Origin of the sequence: Thioalkalivibrio sp. ALE28, assembly GCF_000377425.1 — a bacterium.
GTDB lineage: Bacteria > Pseudomonadota > Gammaproteobacteria > Ectothiorhodospirales > Ectothiorhodospiraceae > Thioalkalivibrio.
In genome coordinates this window covers 1-25566 of the sequence record NZ_KB898110.1, presented here as the reverse complement: position 1 = coordinate 25566, position 25566 = coordinate 1, and the positions used below count along the sequence as shown (strand labels likewise).

At 59.9% G+C, this 25566-nt stretch carries 24 protein-coding genes and 1 pseudogene; 24 read left to right on the top strand and 1 reads right to left on the bottom strand.

The window, feature by feature from the left end:
* From D105_RS0113305 to D105_RS0113195, 24 genes and pseudogenes are all read left to right on the top strand, one after another.
* Positions 1-288, top strand: a 288-nt coding sequence (locus D105_RS0113305) for an IS110 family transposase (RefSeq protein ID WP_026280508.1), incomplete at its 5' end; no start/stop codon positions are given.
* A 348-nt stretch (positions 289-636) separates the two neighbouring features.
* Positions 637-843, top strand: coding sequence for an AbrB/MazE/SpoVT family DNA-binding domain-containing protein (locus tag D105_RS0113300; protein WP_018878730.1), 207 nt, complete (start codon positions 637-639; stop codon positions 841-843).
* On the top strand, positions 840-1220 hold the full coding sequence (locus tag D105_RS0113295; RefSeq protein WP_018878729.1) for a type II toxin-antitoxin system VapC family toxin: 381 nt from the start codon (positions 840-842) through the stop codon (positions 1218-1220). Before D105_RS0113300 ends, D105_RS0113295 begins: the two co-directional genes overlap by 4 nt.
* A 229-nt stretch (positions 1221-1449) precedes the next feature.
* Positions 1450-1695 (top strand): DUF6364 family protein, encoded by a 246-nt coding sequence (locus tag D105_RS0113290; RefSeq protein WP_026280507.1) that lies wholly within the window; start codon positions 1450-1452, stop codon positions 1693-1695.
* Positions 1692-2093: a PIN domain-containing protein gene (locus D105_RS0113285; RefSeq protein ID WP_018878727.1), complete on the top strand. Its 402-nt coding sequence runs from the start codon at positions 1692-1694 to the stop codon at positions 2091-2093. The genes D105_RS0113290 and D105_RS0113285 overlap by 4 nt, the downstream gene beginning before the upstream one ends.
* Positions 2094-2323: 230 nt before the next feature.
* Positions 2324-2662 carry a MarR family EPS-associated transcriptional regulator gene (locus D105_RS0113280; RefSeq protein ID WP_018878726.1) on the top strand — a complete coding sequence of 113 codons (339 nt, stop codon included), beginning with the start codon at positions 2324-2326 and terminating at the stop codon, positions 2660-2662.
* A 230-nt stretch (positions 2663-2892) separates the two neighbouring features.
* Complete coding sequence (locus D105_RS0113275; protein ID WP_018878725.1) at positions 2893-4608, top strand: bifunctional sulfate adenylyltransferase/adenylylsulfate kinase; 1716 nt, start codon at positions 2893-2895, stop codon at positions 4606-4608.
* Between the two features lie 281 nt (positions 4609-4889).
* Positions 4890-6632: a hypothetical protein gene (locus tag D105_RS0113270; RefSeq protein ID WP_018878724.1), complete on the top strand. Its 1743-nt coding sequence runs from the start codon at positions 4890-4892 to the stop codon at positions 6630-6632.
* 197 nt (positions 6633-6829) lie between these two features.
* Complete coding sequence (locus D105_RS0113265) at positions 6830-8506, top strand: hypothetical protein (RefSeq protein WP_018878723.1); 1677 nt, start codon at positions 6830-6832, stop codon at positions 8504-8506.
* An 884-nt stretch (positions 8507-9390) separates the two neighbouring features.
* Entirely contained in the window at positions 9391-11358 is a 1968-nt protein-coding gene (locus D105_RS15150) for a hypothetical protein (RefSeq protein WP_155987717.1), read from the top strand.
* A gap of 30 nt (positions 11359-11388) precedes the next feature.
* Entirely contained in the window at positions 11389-12183 is a 795-nt protein-coding gene (locus D105_RS14965) for an HpcH/HpaI aldolase/citrate lyase family protein (protein WP_196801068.1), read from the top strand.
* Positions 12176-12865: a cytidylyltransferase domain-containing protein gene (locus tag D105_RS0113255; protein WP_018878721.1), complete on the top strand. Its 690-nt coding sequence runs from the start codon at positions 12176-12178 to the stop codon at positions 12863-12865. The genes D105_RS14965 and D105_RS0113255 overlap by 8 nt, the downstream gene beginning before the upstream one ends.
* Before the next feature lie 75 nt (positions 12866-12940).
* Positions 12941-13672, top strand: a complete 732-nt coding sequence (locus D105_RS0113250) for a 3-deoxy-manno-octulosonate cytidylyltransferase (protein ID WP_081619327.1) — start codon at positions 12941-12943, stop codon at positions 13670-13672.
* A gap of 1 nt (position 13673) precedes the next feature.
* Positions 13674-14333 carry an HAD family hydrolase gene (locus tag D105_RS0113245; RefSeq protein ID WP_018878719.1) on the top strand — a complete coding sequence of 220 codons (660 nt, stop codon included), beginning with the start codon at positions 13674-13676 and terminating at the stop codon, positions 14331-14333.
* 62 nt (positions 14334-14395) lie between these two features.
* Positions 14396-15958 (top strand): hypothetical protein, encoded by a 1563-nt coding sequence (locus tag D105_RS0113240; protein ID WP_231366857.1) that lies wholly within the window; start codon positions 14396-14398, stop codon positions 15956-15958.
* Complete coding sequence (locus D105_RS15305; RefSeq protein ID WP_231366856.1) at positions 15955-17355, top strand: hypothetical protein; 1401 nt, start codon at positions 15955-15957, stop codon at positions 17353-17355. Before D105_RS0113240 ends, D105_RS15305 begins: the two co-directional genes overlap by 4 nt.
* Positions 17345-18295 (top strand): glycosyltransferase, encoded by a 951-nt coding sequence (locus D105_RS15300; protein WP_018878716.1) that lies wholly within the window; start codon positions 17345-17347, stop codon positions 18293-18295. The genes D105_RS15305 and D105_RS15300 overlap by 11 nt, the downstream gene beginning before the upstream one ends.
* Entirely contained in the window at positions 18282-19394 is a 1113-nt protein-coding gene (locus D105_RS0113225; RefSeq protein ID WP_018878715.1) for a hypothetical protein, read from the top strand. The genes D105_RS15300 and D105_RS0113225 overlap by 14 nt, the downstream gene beginning before the upstream one ends.
* An 85-nt stretch (positions 19395-19479) precedes the next feature.
* A pseudogene (locus D105_RS14305) lies at positions 19480-19785 on the top strand (transposase); the annotation flags it as partial.
* 382 nt (positions 19786-20167) lie between these two features.
* The gene (locus D105_RS0113215) at positions 20168-21328 is read left to right on the top strand and encodes an ATP-binding protein (protein WP_026280504.1); all 1161 of its coding nucleotides are present in this window, start codon (positions 20168-20170) and stop codon (positions 21326-21328) included.
* A 181-nt stretch (positions 21329-21509) separates the two neighbouring features.
* A complete protein-coding gene (locus D105_RS0113210) occupies positions 21510-21695 on the top strand; it encodes a glycosyltransferase (protein ID WP_038032997.1) in 186 nt (61 codons plus the stop codon).
* A gap of 125 nt (positions 21696-21820) precedes the next feature.
* Positions 21821-23230, top strand: a complete 1410-nt coding sequence (locus D105_RS0113205; RefSeq protein WP_026280502.1) for a DUF234 domain-containing protein — start codon at positions 21821-21823, stop codon at positions 23228-23230.
* Positions 23220-24101 (top strand): glycosyltransferase family 2 protein, encoded by an 882-nt coding sequence (locus D105_RS0113200; RefSeq protein WP_081619326.1) that lies wholly within the window; start codon positions 23220-23222, stop codon positions 24099-24101. Before D105_RS0113205 ends, D105_RS0113200 begins: the two co-directional genes overlap by 11 nt.
* A 30-nt stretch (positions 24102-24131) precedes the next feature.
* Complete coding sequence (locus D105_RS0113195) at positions 24132-25082, top strand: NAD-dependent epimerase/dehydratase family protein (protein WP_018878709.1); 951 nt, start codon at positions 24132-24134, stop codon at positions 25080-25082.
* Positions 25083-25340: 258 nt separating this feature from the next.
* On the opposite strand, the gene D105_RS14300 is transcribed toward D105_RS0113195, so the two are convergent.
* Positions 25341-25566 (bottom strand): transposase (locus tag D105_RS14300; RefSeq protein WP_026279207.1); only part of this gene is annotated, 226 nt, incomplete at its 5' end.

The following is a 25566-nucleotide window of genomic DNA, read 5'->3' as shown; positions in this document are numbered from 1 at the left end:
GTCGCCTTCCTGGGGCTGGATGTCCGCATCCGCGACTCCGGCACAAAACGGGGGCAGCGCAAACTCACCAAACAGGGCGATCCAGAGTTGCGACGGCTGCTCTATCTGGCCGCGATGCAGGCCAAGTCCAAACCCGCCTGGAGCGACTACTACCAGCGCTGCCTGGACCGTGGCCTGGCGACGACCCAGGCGCTGAATGCCTTGGCTCGCAAGCTGGCCCGCGTCGCCTTCGCCCTGATGAACAATCAGACCGATTACCAACCTAAGACCCCTTGTGGAGAGACATAGAATCTCCTACGGATCTTGGGCATTCCCGCCTGTAGGAGCGCAGCCCCCTGCGCGATGGGGCGCTGGTGCTGCTCGAATCGGCCAGGGGGCTGGCCTCCTACGGATCTTGGGGCATTCCCGCCTGTAGGAGCGCAGCCCCCTGCGCGATGGGGCGTTGGTGATGCCCCAATCGGCCAGAGGGCTGGCCTCCTACGATTCTTGGGGCATTCCCGCCTGTAGGAGCGCAGCCCTCTGCGCGATGGGGCGTTGGTGGTGCCCCAATCAGCCAGGGGGCGAAGGACCGCTCGCTCGTCTACGGCATCGATGCTACATTGGTAAAACGAATGATCGATCGATCAAGGTGCTGAAATGGAAGCCGTCACCATCTCTCCGAAATATCAGGTCGTCATCCCCAAGGCGGTACGCGAGGCGCTGCATCTTCGTGCCGGCCAGAAAGTCCAGATTGTGGCGTACGACGACCGTATCGAACTGATTCCCGAACGGCGCATGAGCGAGATGCGGGGGTTTCTCAAGGGCATTGACCCCGACATCCCGCGCGAGGGAGACCGCGTGTGAACGTGGTCGATTCGTCCGCGTGGCTGGAATACTTTGCCGACGGCCCCAACGCCGATGTGTTTGCAGACGCCATCGAGACCACGGCAGAACTGATCGTGCCCACGATCAGCCTCTATGAAGTCTTCAAACGGGTGCTCCAGCAACGAGGCGAGGCGGCGGCCCTGCAGGCGGCCGCACTGATGCAGCAGGGCGAACTCGTCGAACTCACGGGGCCTTTGGCCCTGTCCGCTGCCAGTCTCGGCGCCCAACATGGCCTCCCGCTCGCCGACAGCATCATCTACGCCACCGCGCGCGCCCATCAGGCCGACCTCTGGACCCAGGACGCCGATTTCGACGGGCTTGCAGCCGTTCACTACATCCCGAAGCCTTCCTCGTAGGAGGCCAGCCCTCTGGCCGATTGCGGTGCTGGACAGGCCCCATCGGCCAGGGGCTGGCCTCCTACAGGGGGCTACGGCGCCTGACCACGTTCTTGTTATCCCGACCGCAGCGAAGCGAAGAGCCGGGATCTACAGCGAAAGAGCAAGCGGGTCGAGTTCGTCCTGGATGTGAATGAACCCGTGCCGTACAATTTCATTGTCTTTGCCATACACGCTGGGAGGTGATCGCGTGGAACAGGAAACCACCAAGGTGACCGTGCGCCTGCCCAAGCAGGATGTGGAGTTCGCGAAGGCCTACGCCAAGGCGCACGGTATGAGCATGACCGAGGTGATTGATCGCCATCTGCGTCGCCTTCGCGCTCTGGAGCGTCATACGCCAAGTGCCGAGCTGGAAGCCATCACCGGCCTGATCCCCCCTGATGTGGATGCTGAGCAGGCCTATCACGACCACCTGCGCGACAAGCATCAATCGTGATCATGCTCGATCTGAACGTCCTGCTGGACGTTCTGCAAAAGCGCGAGCCGCATTACCGAGTGTCGGCGGCAGTTCTGGAACAAGTTCTGCAGGGCGAAGAAGAGGGTGCAATCAGCGCCCACGCGGCGACCACGGTGCACTACCTGGTTGCGCGGTATGCGGATCGCACGTCCGCTGATCGGGCATTGAGCTGGCTGCTCCAGCATTTGCACGTATGCGCGGTGGGACGCGCAGAGCTCGAACGAGCCCGGTCACTCGGTTGGACGGATTTCGAAGATGCCGTGGTGGCCGCCACTGCCGAGCGCGCGGGTTGCGCGACCATCATTACGCGCAACGTCAAGGATTTCGCCGGTTCGCTCGTTCCCGCGCGGACCCCGCAGGAATTTCTGCTCCGCTAACAAGCGTTGTCGGGGCTTTCCCCCGCCCAATGGGCCTGGCGTCCTACGGATCTTGAGCATTCCCGCCCGTAGGAGCGCAGCCCCCATGCGCGATAGGGCGCTGGTGATGCCCCTATCGGCCAGGGGGCTGGCCTCCTACAGGCGTTGGCTTGCGGCGGGGTATGGTGCGTGGTCCAATGCGCGCTCAATGCGTGAACGCAGTCGCCGCTGGGCGGCTTTGGACCGGCAGGTTGATCAACGACGACACCCAGTACCAGGTACTTCGCCTGCTGGAGGCGGACCCCGAGATGAGCCAGCGGCAGATCGCGCGGGCGCTGGGGCTCTCCGTTGGCAAGACCCACTACGCGCTGAAGGCGCTGCTGGATCGCGGTTGGGTCAAGACACAGAACTTCCGCCGATCCGACAATCGCTCCGCCTACCTGTACAAGCTGACCCCGGGCGGTCTGCAGGAGAAGGCACGCTTGGCGTATCACCTGCTCAAACGCAAACGCGCCGAGCACGAGGCGCTGATGACCGAGATCGAGCAACTACGCGTGGACATCCAGCAAAACGGCGAATCCCCCCTGTAGGAGCGCAGCCCCCTGCGCGATGGGGTGTTGGTGATGCCCCAATCGGCCAGAGGGCTGGCCTCCTACAGGGGGTAAAACGACAACGCATGACGGAATGGAATGGATCACGCCGCATGGCGGTGGCATTTCCCTGTAGGAGCGCAGCCCCCTGCGCGATGGGGTGTTGGTGATGCCCCAATCGGCCAGGGGGCTGGCCTCCTACAGGGGGTAGAACGAGAACGGATGACGGAATGGAATTGATTACGCCGTATGGCGGCACGCTCTGCGAGCGCTATGTAGACGAGGCGACTGCCCGCGACTTGAAGGATGCGGCACGGGACATGCCCTCCTGGGATCTGACGGAGCGCCAGCAGTGCGACGCGGAGCTGCTGCTGAATGGCGGCTTCTCCCCGCTGACGGGCTTCATGGGCCCGGCGGATTACGACGGCGTGCTCGAGAACATGCGCCTGGCCGACGGCACGCTGTGGCCGATGCCGATCACGCTGGACGTGACCGAAGCCTTCGCCGCGCAGGTGGAGGAGGGCAGCCGGATCGCCCTGCGCGACGCCGAGGGCATGCTGATCGCCGTGATGGACGTGGAGCATCGCTGGTGGCCGGATCGCGCCCGCGAGGTGCAGCTCGTGTATGGCACCCGAGATACCGCGCACCCCGGCGTCAACGAGCTGATGCATCGCGCCGGCCCGGTCAATCTGGGCGGCACGCTGCACGGCCTGGAGCCCCCGGTCCACCATGACTTTCGCAACTACCGCTACAGCCCCACGGAGCTGCGCGAGTACTTCCAGAAGCTCGGCTGGAACCGCGTGGTCGCCTTCCAGACCCGCAACCCCATGCACCGCGCGCAGGTGGAGCTCACCAGACGCGCCGTGCGCGAGACCGAGGCCAACGTGCTGATTCACCCGGCGGTGGGCGTGACCGCACCGGGCGATGTGGACCACTTCGTGCGCGTGCGATGCTACGAGCACGTGCTGCGCCAGGCCCCGGAGCAGACCACCCAGCTCAGCCTCCTGCCCTTGGCCATGCGCATGGCCGGCCCGCGCGAGGCGTTGTGGCACGCGATCATCCGCCGCAACTATGGCTGCACACACCTGATCGTCGGTCAGGACCACGCCAGCCCCGACCCGGGCCCGGATGGCCAGACCTTCTATTGCGCCTTCGAGGCGCAGGAACTGATCCGGCGCCACGCCGACGAAATCGGCATCGAGATGGTCCCGTTTCAGGCGATGACCTATGTGCAGGACCGCGCCGATTTCGTGCCGGCCAACGAGGTACGCGAAGGCGAACACACGCTCAATCTCGACAACCCCGAGTTCCGCCGCCGCCTGCGCGAGGGCCTGGATATCCCCGAGTGGTTCTCCTACCCGGAGGTCATCCAGGAGCTGCGGCGCACCTTCCCGCCGCGCCACCGGCAGGGTTTTACCGTGTTCTTCACCGGGCTGTCCGGCTCCGGCAAGTCCACCATGGCCAATGCCCTGCGGGTCAAGCTGATGGAACTGGGCGGGCGCGCCGTCACGCTGCTGGATGGCGACATCGTGCGCAAGGAGCTCTCCAGCGAACTCGGCTTCTCCAAGGAACACCGCGACATCAACGTCCAGCGCATCGGCTATGTGGCCAGCGAGATCACCAAGAACGGCGGCTGCGCCATCTGCGCCCCCATCGCCCCGTACACCGACATGCGCCGCCGCGTGCGCGAACGCATCGAGCAGCACGGCGGCTTCCTGGAGGTCCACGTCGCCACCCCGCTGGAGACCTGTGAGGCGCGCGACCGCAAGGGCCTCTACGCCAAGGCCCGCGCCGGCCTCATCAAGGAATTCACCGGCATCAATGACCCGTATGAGGAACCCGAACACCCCGAGCTGCGCATTGATACCCGCGACATGGCCCCGGACGAAGCCGCCCACCGCATCTTGCTCAAGCTCGAAGCCATGGGCTTCATCCGCAACCCGTAAATGACCAGGAACGCACCAACCCTCGCCCCCGTAGGAGCCTGCTCGCAGGCGAAGCCCCTGCCCGCGTCAGAGATGGGCAGGGACCTTCGCCTGCAAGCAGGCTCCTACGGGGTGGGCGCGCTGCGGATAGGGCATGCAACCCCCGGTAGTCGCCGCCTCGGCCACGACGCCTCTGTCATGCAACACGGCTGCTGTCCCAACCGTCATCCCGGCCGCCGCGAAGCGAAGAGCCGGGATCTCGGCCGGTTACCAACAACGGCATCCAATCAGGCAACAACCCCTTGATCCGCGCCATCCTCGACAGCCTGAAATGGAATGCTCGCCTGGGCGCCAAGTTTTTCTGGGCGGCCCCGGCCGCGACCAGCGGGGTGGTGTTCTTTACCTTGGTGTCGCAGCTATCCATGCTGCTGGCCTTCTTCCTGCCGCTGAAGGTCATCATCCTGCTGGGGTCGGACGGCATCCCGCGTTATTTCCCGCCGGCTTTCGAGCAGTTCGACCGCGATGCCCTGATTGTCTGGCTGAGTGCCGCCACGGTCGCCTTCTATGGACTGTACCTGCTGGCCGAACGGGTCGTGGACTTGGGCGGCGAAAGGGGTTCGCAAACCCTACTGACACGCAGCCGCAAGATGGTGCTGTTCGAGAACCAGGACGAACTGGCGGCGCGCGCCTACAAGCGCCATGCCGAAGTCATGGCGGGTGGGGTGTTCCTGCTGCTGGCGGTGGCCATCCTGTTCTGGCTGTACCAAAGCGTCGCGTTCATCGCCGCGGGGTACGTGTTCCTGGTAGCCGTTGCGCTTCTGAGCGCGCTCGCGGTGAGCCCGGGTTTTCGAACACGCCTCGAAGACAACCTGACCGGATGGATGGGCGTCCTTTCGGGTGTTGGCTTCATGCTGGCGTTCGCTTACCTGGTGATTGACTTCCTGTACCTCGACCCCCCCGGGCTGATCCCTGCGGTCATCGCGCTGCTCCTCTCCCGTCAGGGTTTTAATCGCTTATCCAGTCTCGTCTCGGGGCTGGAGAAACAGCACAGCCAGAAGGGCAAGATTGATGCGCTGTTTTTCCACGCAACGGCCTTCGTTCCCGACCAAGACACGAAAAAGGGGACGATTTGGAACCTGCTCGAACGCGAGCAGCGGGCGCACTGGGTACCCGAGGTCCTTGCCGAGGTCTGTGGTCAGACACTGGCAGACAAGGTGGCAAGTCTTTGGATTCAAACGGATGTAGCCGGCGTGGCAGTACTGCGCTGCGATGTACCCGAACGCCCGGGCCTTCTCATTAAGCTATACGGCCACAACCGCGCCTCCCTTGCCGCCCACGAGGCGACCCTGCTGGCCAAGCAACCCCGCGGACTGCCTGCGCCTCGGTGGCTGGGGGCCGTGGAACTACGAGGTTTCGCCTGCCATCTCCTCGAGATCCCCGAGGGCATGCGGGAGAAGCAGGGCGACATGGCCGCGGCGTGCGACGAGCTTCGCGGTCGATTGCTTGAGGTTGCTCCGGACAAAAACCTGGTCGCACGGTATACCCGATCGCGGCTCATGCTATGGCAGCGGCTGGACGAAACCATGCTGGCCCGTGCACGTATCGCAGCCAACGACTCGGCCAGTGAGCAAGCCCTTGCGGCGCTGCAGGAACGACTGGAGAATTGGCGGAAACACCTCGCGCGCATGCCACTTGCCTTTACCACCCCGGATATCGGGCCTCTGAACACAGTGATGACAGACCGGAATGAGCCCCGGTTACTCGAATGGGGTCGGTGGGCGCTTGAGCCCGCCGGTGCGGGGTGGGCAACCAAGCCCAAGCATCTAAAGGTCCTCCAGGAAATCTCCGAGCGCTGGGGACGGTCGCGTGAGGACGACGAGCGCGCTGCCACTTTCGATCAGATGAAACTGGCGGCGTGCAGTGCGGAATTCGAGACCTGCTGCGCACGCGAACGCTACTCGCAGGCCTTTAGACTGGTCCAGCCGATCAAGCATGCTCTGGATCAGCTGGATTTGACATGCAATCGTGCCTCGAGACGAGAATGAAGTGCGCCCAGGCCCAAGGTGGGCCAGTGCCAACGTTAAAAGTACGAGCGGTAAGCAGGGTGTGTGCTTCGGCGCCTGTGCCCATGCTGGACCCCGCGAGTCTTGACCTCAGTGGGGCTGGAGGGCCTGGTAGCAATTACCCTGTAGCAGAAAGATATTGAGCTTCCTTCTGGGGTGCTCGTTTAAAAGAGAAATGTATGATGGGAAACTTGAAAATTCTTGACTGCACGTTGCGAGACGGCGGGTATTACAACGGTTGGTGTTTTTCGGACTCGCTTGTTGAACGTTACCTTTCGGTCATGGGGCAAGCGGGTATCGACATTGTCGAGATTGGTTTTCGATCGCGCAAAGTGGATGATTTCTACGGGCCATACGCCTTTAGCAGTGACCAATGGCTTTCCAGCCTCCCGATTCCGGAAGGGTTGACCATTGGCGTCATGTGTAATGCCAAGGAACTTCTGGAGACGGATGCACCGAAGAAAGTGGTTCATAATCTTTTTGCGCCTGCAGAAGAGTCGCCGGTCAGCCTTGTCAGGATCGCCGCGCATTTCAACGAAGTTGAAGCCTGCGCACCTGTCATCCGGGAATTGTCGGATCTCGGATACCAGGTGGGGCTTAATCTGATGCAGGCAACCGGCCGCGGCCGGCGGGAATTGGAAGCCAAGGCAGCATTCGCCACCACTCTTCCGCTCGACGTGCTCTATTTTGCGGATTCGTTCGGCAACATGGAACCGGAGGACATCGACGCGATGGTTGATGCCCTCCGTAGTCAATGGAGTGGTGCGCTTGGCACCCACACGCATGACAACATGGGCAATGCACTGGCCAATACGATGCGGGCCTACCACTCGGGATGCACATGGCTGGATTCCACGGTTCTCGGCATGGGGCGCGGTGCAGGGAACCTGAGAACCGAGACCCTGCTGCTCGAACTGGATCGGCGAGAATTGCGGACCGGCGGAGACATCGACGTCCTCCTGGATCTGGTCGTAAGCGAGTTCGGGGGGCTTCAGCAGGATCACGGCTGGGGGCCCAACATCTTCTACCACCTGTCTGCTCTCTACAATGTCCATCCGACCTATGTGCAGGAGATGCTGACGAGCGACCGCTACAGTCATCAGGATGTGATTGCGGCTCTGAAACGGCTGGGTAATCTGGACGCTCGAAGCTTCTGCCCTCAGATCCTCAACCAAGCAAGTACGGCCCATGTCCCAGAAAACGAGGGCGCGCTGGATGTGACCGGGTATCTCGACGGGCGAGCCGTTCTGATTCTTGGTTCCGGGGGTCAAGTACGGGAACATCGCGCAGCGCTGGAGCAGTTCATCGTGCGGGAACGCCCCTACGTGATTAGTACCAACTGGAATCCGTGGATCTCAGCCGACCTAGTGGATGCCTGGAGCACCTGCACCCCAGAACGCCTTCTGCTGGAAAAACACCTTTACGAGGCGCACACGGGTACGCTGATCGCACCGCGATCAGCCATTCCGGCAGAGGCCCGGTCATCGCTTCAGCACTGGTCCCATCTAGATTACGGCATTCAGGTGGACTCGCGTCGCTTCGCTGTAACGGGCCGGACCGCGATCGTGCCCTCGGCCCTGACGCTGCTTTATGCAGCGGCCTACGCAAACGCAGCGGGCGCAACGGCGATCCTGCTCGCGGGTATCGACGGGCATGCACACGGTGACCCCAGGCACCAAGAACTCGAAGGGGCACTGCGTCTGTACTCCGAAACGCCTACTCACCGACCGCTTGTGGCGATCACTCTCACATCGTTGAGTACTGTCCGGCAATCCACAGTCTATGCGTCTTCAGACGCACTCATGGATGGATCGGGCCAGGTTATTCGCTCACCGGGGAAATTAGTCGAACATTAAAACCGGGTTCTTACCTTGCGGCTTGTCCCTCGCCCGTTTCTTCTATCAGGGGTGTTGTTCGTCCACTTACCGCGACTCTCGCCCAGTCACGCGAGATTCACGTTAAGGAGCATAATGAAGCGACGTTGCGTTCATATCGAAATGCAAGCGGTTACAGCCACGTAAATAAGCGGGGCGTAGTGGGATTTGCCTCTCCCCCGGACACAACTGTGTCGGTGGATCGCCCTGGGAGTGAGGGGTGGCTATGAACAGAAAGGGGGCCTTACAGAACATGCACCGCGCGTTGCCCCAAAACATTGAGGGATACGGTAAACCCGTCCCCGGCGCCCATGATGCTTAAAGTCGCTCCCGGCAAACGGCATACAGAAACAACCTGGATGAAATAGAGATCCATTCCAAACCCCGTCGTCGTACACGGCTCTGCCAATTGAGCACGATCCGTTTAGATCGAATGCGAGTCCAGGAACACTCAAACAGGCGGGTGGCTGGATGGTGCCGTCACCGGGCCCCCAGTCATGGTGCCTCCGCGTTCACAATTGCCTGGATCGGCCGACCTAGACGCTCGCTTGGTGAAGCGCTGTGGCGTGGCGCCGGCCTTACTACGCCTTGCTAGGGAATATAGGCCGACGTTAATAAAAACGGCCACCACCACCCTAGCCGATTGGCTCACATTGTCCAGATCTGGGTCGCACAATAAACCAAGTAAATTCGAAGTACGGAAATATAAAAAACGTGATAACGCCTCCAAGCGCAACCATGCCCCATGAGCTACACAGCCCGGCATGTCTTAGGACTTTGCTTTTAATGCTCGGAATCGCGACTCGAGGGTCCACCTCAATCCGTTGAGGGTGATCTTCCTACATATAGACAGGTAAAACGATCATATGAAAATTGGCATAAACCAATTACTTAATGAACGCTCTCGTATCGTCTTGGATGTTTCACGTAGAGCAACTCCGAAAATCATTCGCCATTGTATTCCTGGCGCACTCCGAACACGAATCTACCAATTCGTGTACCAAAAACCGCACCCACTTCAACGAGCGCGTGATCTACGAGAGTCCGGCAATTCCAAAGACTCACTGAGGATTGTTAATTCGTATTTGAAGGCCAAGCCGGATGTTGATCAGAAGATACCATTACGCAACGCACTATTTTGCATTCAAGTCCTTACCGAAAACGAAGAGTACGAGCGCGCGGAATCACTGATTAACAGAGCCCTGGCTCGTTATCCGCAGCATCCTCAACTAATGAGGGCCGCAGTAACTACTGCTCGTCTCAATCGCCGGTATTCCCTTGCAGCCGAGCGGGCAGATACATTCCTGAGCCTTGTGAAAGACGACTACCGATTGCGAGATTTGGGGGTCGTCGTAAGGGCCTATAGCGCTGACCATCAAAGCCTTAAAGCCCTTGACCTCTTGAATAAAGGACAAAGCAGATTTGGAAGTTCCTCAGCTATCTATTTCTTAAAACCGCTGGTTCTCGGTAAAGGCGTTGTCCATCGTTTTAACCTTCGGCATCAGGAGAAAAAACCTGTCCTTGGTAGTAAAGTGCTTGGGAGTGTGCCCGCGCACTCCATTACCGATTCATTCAAATCCGCGTTGTCAGAACTAGAGCGAGGGACCAGTCGATATGAGCAATTAAGAATCCTGTTGATGCGAAGCCAATGTATATTGGACTACGAGCGCCATAAGAACAATCAATTGGGCCTCCAGCTAGACCTGTTAAACCAGGTGTTCGATAGCGATGCAAAGAAAGCGCATCAGCTATATAACGAGGCGAAGCGCCTGCTGGAAAGGACCGATAGTGGGGTGGCATCCGAGGTTGACAGCTTCTTGTCTTCATTAGAGCAAAACCTTTCCTCCTCTGGCTTTACTGGGTGGGATCTCCGCTGCTTGGAAATCTTGGTTCTGTGGAGGGCGCGCTTTTCGCTTGCGGTGTCCATACGAGAGAGATCGGCACGTTTGTTTATGGAGTCTTCCCAAAAGACTACGGATCTCCAAACTTTGGAGATGGCGTGTCTTAAGGCGGTAGAATACCGTGATAAAGAAGCGGCTTCTTCTTTGGTTGCGAAGCTTGTACGGCGTAACGACGTAGCACCGAAAAGGGTTCAAGGCGTTCAAGCGTACCAGCGGTTGTTGAGCGGCGATCTCGATTTCTTTAGGCAGTACTTTGTGGATACAATGACCAATGATGAAAAGGAGCTTTGTGATTACCTCAGAGGAAAATCTGTGGCAATCGTCGCGCCAGCGCCAGGAGACGAAAAGAATGGAGCCGAGATAGACGAATTCGACGTGGTGGTAAGGTTGAATGCAATTGACGCGTTGGGTAATTCAAATGTGGCGCGGCACGGATCGAGGTTTGATGTTACATCGTTGATCCAAATACGAACCCGGATCTTGCGCCAGGCGAGCCACAGTAGTCCGTCGATAAAGCTTCCGGCGGCTGTGCGGTTTGTTTTATTTAAAGGCGAAAAATGCAGCGTTGTCGGAGGGGGGCTGGTGAGATCAGTTGCTCGTGCGCCTGATAAGGATCTCAATCGATACGTTAAGGAATCAGTCAACCACGTCCCGCATCTGGTGTTCTATCTTCTGGGATTTCCTCTGAACAGATTGAAGATTTTCAATTCGAATTTTTTTCTAAGTCGCGATACCCACGAAAAAACGTATGGAAGAGGCGCAATCGATGTGGCGTCACTGGTGTTTTGCGATAGCTTAGAGGGGGGGCACCGGATTACGGCGCAACTGTTTGAAGCGGGTTTGATAGAAGGCGACGAGGAGGTTAGTGAAGTGCTGAGTTTGTCCACAAATGAGTACATGCGGCGGATGGAAACGCTTTATGGAACGAGTTGACTCAGCGGGCGCATGGAAAGTGCGCACCTAGTGAATGTCGCTCACATGAGAGAAAGATTGGTGGAGGTCGGTTTGAATACTTTTAGGGAATATATAAAGAAAAGGGGGGCGATCGGGGTCTTCAGTAAGACCACCGACAGTTCATTTGTAGAGGCAGCTGGTTTGGCTGGTTTGGATTTCATAATATTGGATATGGAACACGGGCCGGCTAACTGGGAACGTGTTCACGATCACGTACGTGCGGCGCGTTTGACATCGATGCATCCAATTGTTCGGGTTAGCGGGAGCGATCCCCACGCGATCGGAAGTGCGCTGGACTCAGGGGCGGCCGGTATTCAGGTGCCGAACATAAATAACGCGCATCAGGCCCGGGAGGTCGTGAGAGCGGCTCGTTTCTCTCCGCAAGGGGATCGGGGTGTTTGTAGGTTTGTGCGTGCAGCAGGATATGGGGCAAAGGATAGGGTAAGCTATTTTAATGACTCTAACGAAGCCATCGTGGTGCTCCAGGTTGAGGGAATGGAGGGAGTTCGCAACTTGGACTCCATTCTTGGGGTCGAAGGATTCGACGTGCTTTTTGTAGGACCTTATGATTTATCCCAATCGATTGGGCGAATTGGGGAAGTAGATTCTCCGGAGGTAGTGGCGTTGATTGAGGAAATTTCGGTCAAGGCGAAAGCGAGGGGAGTGGTGCTTGGGACATTCTGTGACGGAGTAGATGTTGCGCAGGGTTTCCGTGCGAATGGGTTCGGATATCTGGCGTATTCGGTGGATGTGGATATATTTCGTCGAGGGTGTCGCGGGATAATGGAGATGTTGAATGAGTGACTTCAGAGACATATCAGTGATTGTTCCGGTGCGAGAAGGGAGTAGCCGTATAAAACAAAAGATTTTCCTTCCTTTTGATGACGAGAATAATCTATTGGAGTGGAAAGTTGAGCAGCTCAAGCGTGTTCAGGAGGGCGATCGGATTTTTCTGAGCTCGAATTCCGAGCGAGTGAAGTCGACTGCGAGGAACATGGGTGTTGAATTTTTGCCTCGAAGCGATTACCTGAGTTGCGGGCACGAGGCTTCTTTCAGCGAGGTCATTACGGGGGTCGTCAAAGATATTCCAACGGCGCATTTTGCGTGGGTGACGGTCGTGGTTCCGTTGATGAACCCGATTGAATATGCTGAGGGGTTCGAGTGCTATCAACGTAAAGTTATGGCGGAAGGTTCGCATGATAGCTTAGTTTCGGTGAATCTCGTTAAAGACTATTTCTGGGATGAAGAGGCGGCGTTGAACTATCGTGCAGACCAGTACCACACTATTAGTCAAGACCTTCCGAACTGGTATCGGGTTACGAACGGTCTCTATATGAGAGACAAGCGGAAAACGCTTGAGGAAGGATATTTTATTGGGAATAAGCCTTGGATGCACAAGGTTGGTAAGATCGCGGGAATTGATATTGATCATTATGAAGACTACGAGATGGCCATTGCTTTGAAGCAGTTGTATAACAAAGAGTAGGTGAGAATAGCCTAGTTTGGTGCCATTCGAGCATTGAGCCCGCTAGCGATTTAAATCGCGTTTAGTGGAGGTGTTGTGGATAGCTTAATAGTTATACCGGCGAGGTTTTCCTCGTCAAGGTTTCCGGGAAAGCCGTTGGTAGAGATTAAGGGTAAGTCGATGCTTCGACGGGTCTGGGAACGGTGTGCGCCAGTGTTAGGAAAAGCTGGTGTGGTCATCGCAACCGATGATGGCCGCATTGTCGAGCACTGTGAGCAACATGGGATGCGCTGGGTTTTGACTTCTAGTGATTGTATGACGGGTACGGATCGCGTCGCCGAGGTAGCGAAGGAGATGGAGGCAGGGCTCTACGTTAACGTGCAAGGCGACGAACCGTTGGTTGAGCCGGGTGATATTGAAAAGGTGATAGAGGTCGCGGGTAAGAGTCCGGGTATGGTGGTTAACGCGATGTGTCCGATTACCGACAGCCGGGATTATGTCAGTTTGACGGTTCCGAAGGTGGTGGTAGGGCCTGATGGCAGACTGCTTTATATGAGCCGGGCGGCAATCCCGGGGAACAAGGACGGGATATTTAAGAAGGGTCAGAGGCAGGTCTGTATTTATGGGTTCCCGCCAGAGCCGCTTCGAGCGTTTGCAGCACATGAGTGTAAGACGCCCCTTGAGAAAGAGGAAGATATCGAAATTTTGAGGTTTCTTGAGCTCGGATATGACGTGCGGATGGTGTTGGCGTCGGGGACGTCGATCGCGGTAGATGTCCCAGAAGACGTGACCCGTGTGGAACGAGCATTGGAGATGGATCGTGGCTAGCATGCGTCATCGGTTGGAGGAGTACGGAACGTTTGTTTTCGACTGTGACGGCGTGCTTTTGGATTCGAATCGAGTGAAAACTGAAGCATTTTACGAGGCCGCTCTGCCGTACGGAGAGGAGGCGGCCCGCGAACTGGTGCGTTACCACCGGGAGCAAGGCGGTGTCTCCCGTCAGCTGAAGTTCGCCTACTTCCTGGAGCGGATCGTGGGCCAGCAGCCGAGATCTGAAACAGCCTATCAGGAGTTGCTGGAGCGATACGCCAGGTGCGTGCAGGACGGCTTGGCATCGTGTGCGGTGGCTGAAGGGGCCGTAGAAATACTTGAGAGGCTGCCGACAGACGCATGGCGTTTCGTAGTTTCCGGCGGTGCCGAAGAGGAGGTGCGCTGGGTTCTGGACGAGAAGGGGGTAGCGTGCCACTTTCACGGAATTTATGGGAACCCGCAAGACAAGGTCGACTTGGTGGTAAGGGCGGCCCATGAACATGGATGGAAGGAGCCGGCATTGTTCGTGGGCGATGCACGCTATGACCATGAGGTTGCCGCTGGTCGTGGAATGGATTTCCTCTTTGTGTCCGGGTACACCGAGTTCGCGGAGTGGGGCGGCTATGTCGGTTCGCGTGGTCTAACCGCCGTTCGATCCTTACAAGAGGTGACAGTGTGAGGCGGCTGAGTTCTGGTGTTTCGGCCGGGGGGCATGGGAGATTTGGCTCGAAAGGCGGGCATTTGATCGTTTTTGGTTTTCCGTTCTCTCCAGTGAACACATCGGTTTTTACGCATTTGGAAAATGGCCCAGGTGTGGTCCACTCGCTGCTTGAAGACTCCGAGGGCGAGATGACGCTTGTGTCGCGTTCCGCGAAGCATTATGTGGCTGATGAGCGTATCCATGCGGTTGACTGGAATTTTTCAATTTCCTACGAGACTGGGGCAGTTTCTAGTGTCGGAGCCCTGGGTCTTGAGGCCTACGAGGTAATCGCCCCTTATGAATCTTTGCTTCTCGAGATGATGGGGCGACGATTAGGGCAAGTTGAATCGGACGCAGAGTCACCGAATTACCTAGTCAATGAGAAAAGACGCCACGCACTGCGGAACCGAATCGCATACTGGGCGGATTTGATGGAGAAGCGGTCGTTTACGGGATATGTGAATTCGAACTGCCCGCATTTGGTCGATGACCTGATTGTCTATTTGCTGGCGAGGGCGAAGGGGTTGCCCGCCGTGATCCCTTACCGTTTGCCCATCGTCCAAGGGGTTAGCGCCCGTCTCTATATTCCAGCACAGCTATTTGATCATCATGCGGTGTATGGAGCCGACGGGGTGGTTCTTCGTCCGGAAGACATCTCCGAGAGTGACGCGTTGCGCCCTTTGCCGGCCGACCTGGAAGAGATTCACCGGGAGGTGGTTCTAGGCAGCAAGACACTTGGACAACTGTCGACACAGCGAATGACTGAGCGCGGGATAAGCCGCCCGGCCCAGTGGGCGCGTCCATTTATCCACCCGAGGGTTCGAGGACCAATGGGGTGGCTGGCGGCCCGCATCGGGCCGCGACGCCGCAAGGTACAGGTGATGCGTACCCTGTTGGCGGCCGAGCGTGCGAACCAGCGGCGCCTGGGAGCACTGACTCAGGGTGTGAAATTGCCGGAGAATTACATCTACTTCCCGCTGCACATGCAACCCGAGGCCAGTACGAATCCCTTGGGGGGATTTTTTTCGGATCAGCTGCGGGCCGTGCGGCTTCTGGCGGAGGCCCTGCCGGCAAATTGGAGGCTAGCAGTCAAAGAGCATCCGCATCAGCAACTCGCTCTTCGGCCGGAGGGCTGGCATGACGCACTAGCCAATACGCCGGGTGTCACGCTCGTGCCGATGGACTGGGACTCATTTGCGCTGCAGCGTGAGTGTCGAGCGGTGGCGACCGTGACGGGGGCGGCTGCCTGGGAGGCCTGGCTGAAGGGCAAGCCGGCCATTGTGTTTGGCCATATCCTGTATCAGTCGGCCCCGGCCATCTTTCCGGTTCGTACCCGCCTGGAGGCGCACGAAGCACTCAGGGCCATTCGGGAGGGACGTGCCCCGCTCCCGGAGGAGATTCGCGCCTACCTTGGGCGACTGGCCCATCTCAGCTTCCCCGGGCATCTCGACGCCTATATCAACCCGTGCCTTTCCGCCGAGCAGCTGGATCCGGAGGAGAATGATCGCGAGATTGGTCGACGGCTTGCCCGAGCGCTGGAGTACCAGGCGGGTTGTTCTTCGGTACTCGCGGAAGGTGTGGAACACAAAGAGTCAACCGGATGAAGGGGGCCATCTTCTCGCGAAAAGATGGTCCTGCGTCAAGCGACGCCCATGAAACCGCAGGTTCTGCGGAGGCGGGCCCTGTTGCGGTGGCCGTGATCAATTCCCCCATGCATGTGTGGCAGATACGAGAAGCCTGTGCCCACTGGGGGGTTCCGCCACAGGATGTTTGGGTGGCTGTGTTCCAGCAGGCCAGTGTTAATAGTGAGACTCTGGAACGTACGCTTGACGAGATCGGTGACTGGGGCCGAGTGATCTGGCTGGCGATGACGCCGTCGCTGCGTACCGGAGTGTTGGGCCTTGCCTCGGTGCTAAGGCGTGAGCGGCATCGCGTTGACTGGCAACGCCATCTGGCCGGGGCTCGGGGTTCAAGGCTTGTCATGACGGCCTTGAACCGGGTGCCGGTCAATCGTCAGGTTGCTGCCTGGTTGTGTGGAGGGGAGCTGATCTGGCTGGATGATGGAACCATGACGCCCACGCTGGTTCGCAAGGATTCAGCGCGGGAAGCGGCAGGGCGGGAGAAACCGGGAGAAAACGCTTGGAAGGGTAGTACAGGGCGCCATAGGATCACGGATTCGGTTCGGTCGTTGGTGAAGGAAATCCCGGGTTCTATTTGGCTTTGGCGGCGCATCAGACGACGCGGCGTTGGTCTCATTAGGGCAGCGGATGCGTGGCTGCAACTTCGCAGGGGGGTGCCCCCTGTGACGGCGCGAACGATGGAAATTGACACCGCCGCTCTAAAATTGGCTTACCCCAGAGCTCAGACCTATTTCACCGTTGCGGAGGTTTGGCCGTTGCCGCCGGCACGTTGGGACCCCAATCGGCTGAACTGGTTGCGGGGAAAGCTGGAAGGGGAATCATCAGATACTAACGAGATGCACTTCCTGGGGGCGCCCCTGGTCGATCGAGACGGCGTGCCATTTGCTGACTACATCGATTGGCTGCGTCGCGTGCATCAGGATTCGTATGGCGCTCCGAGGATGGTTTACGTACCGCACCCTTGGGAGAGCGAGGAATTCCTGAGCAGGGTCGCGGAAGAGCTCGACATCGAGATCCGTAGTTTCGGTCTGCCATACGAGATCGCGCTTGCCACCATGCAACGACGGCCGGCGGCGGTGGCGAGCTGGTTTTGTTCGGCACTGGAGCATCTCGAGGCCGTCGATTTGCGGGATCTCCAGCTGGTTGCTTATCGCGTGCCCGCCTTCGAAAGTACGTTGTCAATAAAGCGCGAGGCGAACCAGGCGGCAATTTTCCGAGCAGCCGATGCCTTCTATCGTCGGCACGCGAGCGGAAGCGGGATCGATGTTCGACCTGTTCCCGGCATGCAGAGCCAGTATGTTGTGGAGAGCGGGCGGGACGCGGTGTCTCCGGACGGAACCGTGAGTGCCGATGCCCGCTGATGCGAGTGGTAACGCCCCTTTGCTATCGGTCATCGTTCCTGCCTTTCAGGCCGGACGGTGGTTGCCAGAATGTCTGGATTCGCTGAACGTCGCCGGCGTCGAGGGCACGGAGATCATCGTGGTCGATGACGGCAGTAGCGACGGGACGGCGGATGTCGTCCACAGGTGGCAGCGATCCCCTACCAATGTGCAGCTCATTCAGACTCCCCACCGGGGCCCGGGGTGTGCCCGGAACGCTGGTGTTGAGCAAGCCCGGGGCCGATTCCTCGCGTTCGTGGATGCGGACGATGTGATCCCCGCCGGTGCCTTCGGGCGACTGTTGTCGGTGGCGGCCCGGGACGAAGCGGATATGGTGTTGGGGCGGATGCTGCGCTGTGACGCGGATCAGCCCGTGCGCAAGGTGTTCCCCCGATTAGGGACTCTGCAATCCGGCCCCGTGGATTGGCGAATTCAGCGGGAGCTTCTGGCCGATACCGTCGTTACGGCCAAGGTGTATCGTCGCTCATTCTGGCTGGATGCCGGTTTGCGGTTTCCCGAGTGGGATTGTTACGAGGACATGCCGGTTGTGCTGCAGGCCCATTTGTGCTCGCGGCGTACGAGCTATTTCCGTGGAGCCGTCTATCGTTGGCGGCGTACGCCGGGTTCGATTACGAGGGTCGCGAAAGATGAAGGTGCGGTCGCCGGGTGGTGGCGTTCTCTGTTGCGCTGTCGCGCGGATGCCGCGGAAGTCTTGGCTGGATCTGAACTTGGGCTTGTAGAGAAGGAGCTGTCGCGCCGGAGCCGGCGTTGGCTGAATAAACTCTTCCGGGAGCAGCCCGGGCGAGTCGATGCATTGGGCGGCGCAAGAAAGCTGGCAATGACATTCTCCTCCATCCGAGCTCGAGACTCCTTGCTCGATGCCGTGCGTCAGTATGAAGAGACTACCAATGGGGCAGGGTGAGGCCATCAACGCGCAAGGGGTCGAGCTGTATCTCGCCTCCACGCCACTACAGGTCCTGAACGCGGTCGAGGCCAGACAAGCACTTGGTGCCCACAATGCCAGGGCGGTCCTGATTCTATTCCAGAGGCGCTGGGAACACTATGCTGGTGCCGCGGGCCTACCTGAGACGTTGACTGCTGCGTTTGACGAAGTGATTCCCTTGCATCTCGAGCTCCCTGCGCCCGATGGGAAGCCCTGGGGGGCCGTCAACGCATTGCGGCGGAATCGGCGATCGGTATTACGTATCCTGGCGGGCTTTGATTCTCATGCTATCCGGATGGTCCTGCTTACGAATCAGTGGAACCGCGATATGCGGTATCTCGCAGCGAAAGCGGGGACGCACATCGTGTTCGCCGATGACGGTACCAGCACGGCCTCGTACTTGAGGGCGTGTGCCGAATGGGGCGCGGCGGCGGATTGGCGTCTTGGTTTTGCCAAGAGAGGCCGGCTGGTGAATCTGGCAGCGGCATCACTGTATCGACTGATTTACGGCAGATTTATGCCCAGAAGCCGGCCGAATTTGATGTTTACGCACTACCGGACGCTGGCGGAAGAGGCCGGATTTCCTGTGATTGGCAACGAATACCGTTGGCTGCGTTCCACGTACGGGATGGGGCAGACGGGGACGGGCTCAACGGCTCATTTTCTGGGAGCGCCATTGGTCGAGCGGGGGGAGGTTTCGGAAAAAGAGTATCTCCGTTGGTTGCGCGAGGCCGTGGAGCATAAACCTGAGTTGGAGTGGACCTACGTTCCTCACCCGGCCGAGAGCGACCGTTGGCTCGAGCGCGTTAGCCGGGAAACCGGAGTGACCTGCAAGCGTATGCAAGTCCCGTATGAGTTGAGCCTGTTGATGGAGGCCAGGCCGCCCTCTGTGATTGCTAGCTGGTTCAGTAGTGCGCTGGAGAATCTCGAAATGTTTGGGGTGGGTTGTGAATTGTGGGCTTTCCGTATCCCCGATGGCAGCCTGGCAAGCGACACACTGTCGCGATCTGCCCGCGATTTCTATAACCGGCGAGGCCCATCAAAAGGCCAGATACAAGTTCATGACCTGCGAAGCTAGTGGGCAGATCCGACCAAAACGGGGACAGATTTATTTTCCGCTGCATGGATGTGGCGGTCGGGAGGAATGACCAGGGAGGGAAGGCATGCCAAGGATGGCGCGAGTGGTGTTGCCGCATATGCCGCACCATGTGGTGCAGCGGGGACATAACCGGCAGGTGGTGTTTGCCGGGGCCGAGGATTACGAGCGGTACCTGGAGGATCTGCGGGAGCTAAGTAGTGCGCTGGAGATTCGGGTGTATGCGTACTGCCTGATGACCAACCATGTTCACCTGTTGCTGGGGCCGGGCGAAGAGGTGGCCGCGATGGGCCGTCTGATGAAGGCACTGGCGGCGCGTGCCACGCGGTATCGGAATCGGCTTGGGGAGCGCGACGGTACGTTGTGCCTTGGTGCTGCCCGTCAAACCCGAGATTGGGATGATTATTTTCGGGGGCCATTTTGGCGGGGGCTTCGCGGGCGAGCCCGCTCCCACAGGGGGCAGGATTCGTTGTAGGAGGCCAGCCCTCTGGCCGATGGGGTTGGCTGGCGTGGGTTATCGGCCAGGGGGCTGGCCTCCTACACGGGATTGGGTTGGCGAGCGTGGGTGGTTGCACGCCGTGGATGGGGTGTGGATCGAGATTGCGACGGGCCCTTTGGGCCCTCGCAATGACGGGGGCTGAGGGATGCCGGGGCGAGTGCTTGTCACGCGTATGAGCGGTGGCCCCGTTCCGCGTTGATCTATGCAAATGGTTATCTCAATTTACAGTCTGCATAAATAGCGGTAGCGTACGCGCATGATAACGCGCATAGCCGAAATACTGGTCCGGGAGCTGTTGAGCGGCTTTCCCATCGTCACGATCACGGGGCCGCGCCAGTCCGGAAAGACGACGCTGGCACGCTCGGTGATGGCGGATCGCCCGTATCGTTCCCTGGAAGATCCAGATGTGCGGGCGCTGGCGCTGGATGATCCGCGCGGTTTTCTGTCGCAGTGCCCCGATGGGGCGGTTCTGGACGAGGTTCAGCGGGCACCGGAGTTGTTCTCCTATCTGCAGACGCATGTGGACGGCGATGGTCGCATGGGGCGGTTTCTGCTCACGGGGTCGCAGCAATTCGGGTTGATGTCGGGGATTTCGCAGTCGCTGGCCGGGCGTTCGGCGTTTGTGGAGTTGCTGCCGTTGAGCCATGCGGAGTTGGTGGAGGCCGGGCAGGCACCAACGGCTCTGGATGCGATGATGTTTACCGGTGGTTACCCGGCATTGTATGACCGGCCGGTGTCTCCGCGGCACTGGTTTCCGGCGTATGTAACGGCGTACGTGGAGCGGGATGTGCGGCAATTGCTCCAGGTGCAGGATCTGGACGCCTTTCAGCGCTTTGTGCGGCTGTGTGCCGGGCGCAGTGGTCAGGTGTTGAACCTGTCATCCCTTGCGACCGATTGCGGTATTACCCACAACACGGCCAAGGCGTGGATCTCGGTGCTGGAGGCCAGCTATGTGCTGTTTCTCCTGAGGCCGCACCATGCCAATTTCAACAAGCGGCTGATCAAGTCGCCGAAGCTGTATTTCCACGACACCGGGCTGTTGTGCTGGCTGCTGGGGGTGCAGACGCCGGAACAGCTGGTGGTGCATCCACTACGTGGGCAGGTGTACGAGACGTACGTGATTTCGGAGCTGCGCAAGGCCTTTCTGAATCGCGGCGAGCCGCCGCTGTTCCACTTCTGGCGCGACAGTAATGGCAATGAGGTCGACCTGCTGATCGAGTGGGCGGGTGGCCTGGTGCCGGTGGAGATCAAGTCCGGGCAAACGTTGAACCGGGATTTCTTCACCGGGCTCGAGCGCTGGACCGCGCTGGCCGGTGACATGGCCCGTTCGCCTACGCTGATTTACGGGGGAGAGGGCGAGCACCAGCGCAAGGATGTGCGGGTACTGGGCTGGGAAAAGATTGGCGAGGTTGTTTAGATGTCGGGACTGCTGCGTGTGGACCAGACGTGCACGGGGGCGCTCGTGAGTGCTGGTTTGCCGGGATGTGGGTGCGTGTCGATTCCGCAGAGCCACGGGGAGCACTGTGATGGGGTGTGATCCGGTCGAGGGTGGGCTTGTGACCCGTTCGGATTCGTCCACGCCGAGGGTTTCTGTGGTGATGCCACTGCACAACGCGGCGGATCGGGTGGTTGAAGGCGTGCGTTCGGTTCAGGGGCAGTGGCTGGCGGATTGGGAGCTGGTGGTGGTGGACGATGCTTCCACGGATGACTCGGTGGCGTGGGTGGAGGCCAGGTGGCGGGCCTTTTCGCGTGGATCAGGGCAGGACGTATACGAGGGCTCGTAAGTGGCTGTGTTGATGAGGCGAATCGATCCGCGTAACTTAAGGTAAGAATTTTTACCTTAAGGTGTGTCCGAGTGGCGGAATCCGGAGAGTGGGCGTTCTACGGTCGGCAGACGGAGCTGGGCCAGTTGCAGGAGATCCTGTCCAGACGGCGCTGGTTCTTTCTGCAGATTTCGGGGCGGCGCCGGATTGGCAAGACGACCTTGATTCAGCAGGCGCTGCAGGCGGCGGGTGTTTCGAAGACGCTGTACATCCAGATTCCGGATTCGGACCCGGCGGGGGTGGTGGCGGCTTGCAACGGCTACCTGGAGACGTTCGGGCTGGAGGAGCGTGTCCATAGCCTGGGCGAGCTGGCCCGCTTGATCGCGAGTCTGGCGGAGTCGGGGTATGTGGTAGCGCTGGATGAGTTCCAGTACTTCCATCGCAAGCCGCTGTTCGACTTCTGCTCGCTCCTGCAGGCGGAGGTGGACCGGCTGAGCGCTCGGGCGGGGCAGGTTCCTGGCGGATTGATTGTGTTGGGGTCGCTGCATGCGGAGATGACGGCGCTGCTGGATGACCGGCAGGCGCCGCTGTTCAACCGGGCCACGGATACGCTCGAGCTGGGGCATCTGGATATCGGCTCGGTGCTGGAGATTCTGCGCGCACATGCGGACGAGGACCCCGAACGACTGCTCTTCCTCTGGAACCTGTTCGAGGGGGTACCGAAGTTCTACCGGGATGCCTACGAGCAGGGTGTGCTGGATGCGGACCGCGAGACGGTACTGCGCAAGCTGTTCTTTTTGAGTTCGTCGCCGCTTCGCAATGAAGCGGACAACTGGTTCCTGCGCGAGCTGCGGGGGCGCTACGACATGGTGCTGCAGTTTCTGGCATCGCATCCCGGTTGCAATAACGCGGCGATCGAGGCCCATCTGGCCGAGGTCTCCGGCCCGGGAGAGGCGCGTCAGGTAGGCGGACATCTGAAGATCCTCAGCGAGCGGTACCGGATGATCGAGCGACGACTGCCGATCTTTGCGCGACCGAAGGCTCGCAGCGGGCGCTACTATATTCGCGACAATTTTCTGCGCGCGTGGCTGTCTGCGCTGCAGAAGCCGGTTTCGGCCTCGGCTTTTCGGCCGATGGACATGCTTGTGTCGCAGGCCGATGAGCGTTTGCGCGAGGTTGAAGGCTATGCCCTGGAGGATCTGGTGGCGCAGCTTTATGAGGAGCGCAGTCGCCTGGGTCTGGGCGACTTTGCGTTGTCCGAACGGATTCGGGGGTACTGGGATCGCTCGGACGTGGAGATTGATTTGGTGGCGGTCTCGGAGGATCAAAGCGCTATTCGGTTCGGCACCTGCAAACGGCAGGGCGAGAAGCTGGCCAGGTCCATTCCGACTCTGGTGGCTGCGGCGAACCGGTTTTTGAGCGCCCACAAGGCCTACCAGGGCTGGAATGCCGAGTACGTGGCGATTGCGCCCCGGATCACCGAAGCGGAGGCCGCGGAGATCCGGCGCACGGGGGCGGTTCCGCAGAGCCTTGGGGAGCTCTGTGATGGGTTGTGATTCGGTCGAACGTGGGCCTGGGCCCAGTGGGGGTTCGTCAACGCCGCGGGTTTCGGTGGTGATGCCGCTGCACAACGCGGCGGATCGGGTCGAGGCGGGCGTGCGTTCGGTTCAGGGGCAGAGCCTGCCGGATTGGGAGCTGGTGGTGGTGGATGATGCCTCCACGGATGACTCGGTGGCACGGGTGGAGGCGATGGCGGCGGAGGATGCGCGTATTCGGGTGTTGCGGCTCGAGCGTAACGGTGGGCCGGCGGTGGCGCGCAATACGGGCATTCGCGAGGCGCGCGGGCGGTATATCGCGTTTCTGGACAGCGACGATGCCTGGGCCCCGGATAAGCTGGCGCGGCAGGTGGCGTTGATGGAGCGAGGTGTGGTGTTCAGCTTTACGGCGATGGAGCGGGTCGATGAGCAGGGGAGGCGGCTGTCCGCGGCCGGGGTGCCGGAGCGGGTTGGTTATGGAGAGCTTCTGAAGACCAACTACATTGGCTGTTCTACGGTGATGTACGACACCGGGTTCTTCGGCAAGGTGGAGATGCCGTTGATTGATCGGCGACAGGATTACGGACTGTGGCTTTGGCTGTTGAAGCAGGTGGAGTTTGCGCATGGGCTGAATGAGCCGCTGGTTCGGTATACGGTCCGGTCGGGGTCGGTTTCTTCGAACAAGTTGACGACGGCAGGGTACACCTGGCGGGTGTACCGCGAGCTGGAAGGGTTGTCGGTGATGCGATCGGCGTACTGTCTGGCGCATCAGACGGGGCGGGCGGCTGTGCGGAATCATTTTCCGCGGGTGGCGCGGCGGCTGGGGTGGTTGCATTCGGTAGATGGGGGCGTGGATCGAGATTGCCACGGGCCGTTCGGGCCCTCGCAATGACGGGTGCTGAGGCATGACGGGTGGTGAGGGATGACGGGGCGTGTGCTTGTCACCGGTGCGAGCGGTTTTGTCGGATCGGCGCTGGTGGATCGCCTGGAGCGGGACGATCGGTGGGATGTGCGTGCCGGATCGCGACGGGGTGGGGCGTTGTCGCGTGGCGCGGAATGGATCGTTACGCCTTCGCTGAAGGAGGGCGCGGATTGGGGCGAGGCGCTGCACGGGGTGAGTGCGGTGGTCCACGCGGCGGCCCGGGCGCATGTACTGGATGAGGCGGCCGATGATCCTTTAACCGAGTTTCGCAGGTGCAATGTCGACGGGACGCTGGAGTTGGCGAGGCAGGCAGCGCAGGCCGGTGTGCGGCGGTTTGTTTTTCTGAGTTCGATTGGTGTGTTGGGGCGCTCGAGTGAGCGCCCTTTTCGTTTTGATGATCCGCCGGCTCCGGAGGATGACTATGCCGCATCCAAGTGGGAGGCGGAGCAGGGGTTTGTGGAGTTGAGCCGAGAGACGGGGATGGAGGTGGTGGTTGTTCGGCCGCCGCTCGTCTACGGGCCGAATGCGCCGGGCAACTTTGGCAAGTTGATGGAATGGGTGGCGCGGGGCGTGCCGCTGCCGCTGGGGGCGGTTACGCGGAATCGGCGTTCGCTGGTGGGGCTGGATAACCTGGTGGATCTGCTGGTGACGTGTCTGGAGCATCCGGCGGCGGCGGATCGGGTGTTTCTGGCGGGGGATGGGGAGGATCTTTCTACCACCGATCTGTTGCGGCGGGTGGCGGCGGTGATGGGACGGCGGGCGCGGTTGGTGCCGGTGCCGCCGCTGCTGCTGCGGGCTGGGGCGCGTGTGATGGGGCGCGGCGAGATGGCGCGGCGGTTGCTGGATTCGTTGCAGGTGGATATTTCAGATACGCGGGAGACGCTGGGGTGGGAGCCTCCGGTGAGTGTGGATGAGGGGTTGCGGCGGGCGGTGGTGTCGTTGGTTGGGTAGGTTGGTGGTTTTTCGAGTTTGGCGGGGGCTTCGCGGGCGAGCCCGCTCCCACAGGGGGTGAGATTTGGTGTAGGAGGCCAGCCCTCTGGCCGATGGGGCCTGTCCAACATCCAATCGGCCAGGGGGCTGGCGTCCTACAGGGGGGTGTTGTTTTGCGTGGGTGATCGGCCAGGGGGCGGCGGGGTGCTTGATTTATGGGGGTTGTGTGCGTCAAGTTGTGCAGAAGTGAGTCAGCCATGTTCGGTTGGTCGGTATGGCTCAGGCGGCCTCGGCCTGCCTCAGCAGGATTTTCTTGTGCTCTTTGAGCAGATCCATGTTCAGGTAGCGGTTGTCCTCCAGCCAGCCTTCGTGGATTTCGACGGCCAGGGCCCGTACCAGGCGTAGACAGCTGTGGGTGTTGGGGAAGATCCGGACCACCCGGGTCCGGCGGCGGATCTCCTCGTTCAGCCGCTCGAGCATGTTGGTGCTCTTCATGTGCTTGTGA

Bases quoted from the DNA above. Each gene is read 5' to 3' on its own strand.
- D105_RS0113300 (WP_018878730.1), top strand. From the start codon at position 637: ATGGAAGCCGTCACCATCTCTCCGAAATATCAGGTCGTCATCCCCAAG.
- D105_RS0113275 (WP_018878725.1), top strand. From the start codon at position 2,893: ATGGAATTGATTACGCCGTATGGCGGCACGCTCTGCGAGCGCTATGTA.
- D105_RS0113265 (WP_018878723.1), top strand. From the start codon at position 6,830: ATGATGGGAAACTTGAAAATTCTTGACTGCACGTTGCGAGACGGCGGG.
- D105_RS15150 (WP_155987717.1), top strand. From the start codon at position 9,391: ATGAAAATTGGCATAAACCAATTACTTAATGAACGCTCTCGTATCGTC.
- D105_RS0113255 (WP_018878721.1), top strand. From the start codon at position 12,176: ATGAGTGACTTCAGAGACATATCAGTGATTGTTCCGGTGCGAGAAGGG.
- D105_RS0113245 (WP_018878719.1), top strand. From the start codon at position 13,674: ATGCGTCATCGGTTGGAGGAGTACGGAACGTTTGTTTTCGACTGTGAC.
- D105_RS15305 (WP_231366856.1), top strand. From the start codon at position 15,955: ATGAAGGGGGCCATCTTCTCGCGAAAAGATGGTCCTGCGTCAAGCGAC.
- D105_RS15300 (WP_018878716.1), top strand. From the start codon at position 17,345: ATGCCCGCTGATGCGAGTGGTAACGCCCCTTTGCTATCGGTCATCGTT.
- D105_RS0113225 (WP_018878715.1), top strand. From the start codon at position 18,282: ATGGGGCAGGGTGAGGCCATCAACGCGCAAGGGGTCGAGCTGTATCTC.
- D105_RS0113215 (WP_026280504.1), top strand. From the start codon at position 20,168: ATGATAACGCGCATAGCCGAAATACTGGTCCGGGAGCTGTTGAGCGGC.
- D105_RS0113210 (WP_038032997.1), top strand. From the start codon at position 21,510: ATGCCACTGCACAACGCGGCGGATCGGGTGGTTGAAGGCGTGCGTTCG.
- D105_RS0113200 (WP_081619326.1), top strand. From the start codon at position 23,220: ATGGGTTGTGATTCGGTCGAACGTGGGCCTGGGCCCAGTGGGGGTTCG.
- D105_RS0113195 (WP_018878709.1), top strand. From the start codon at position 24,132: ATGACGGGGCGTGTGCTTGTCACCGGTGCGAGCGGTTTTGTCGGATCG.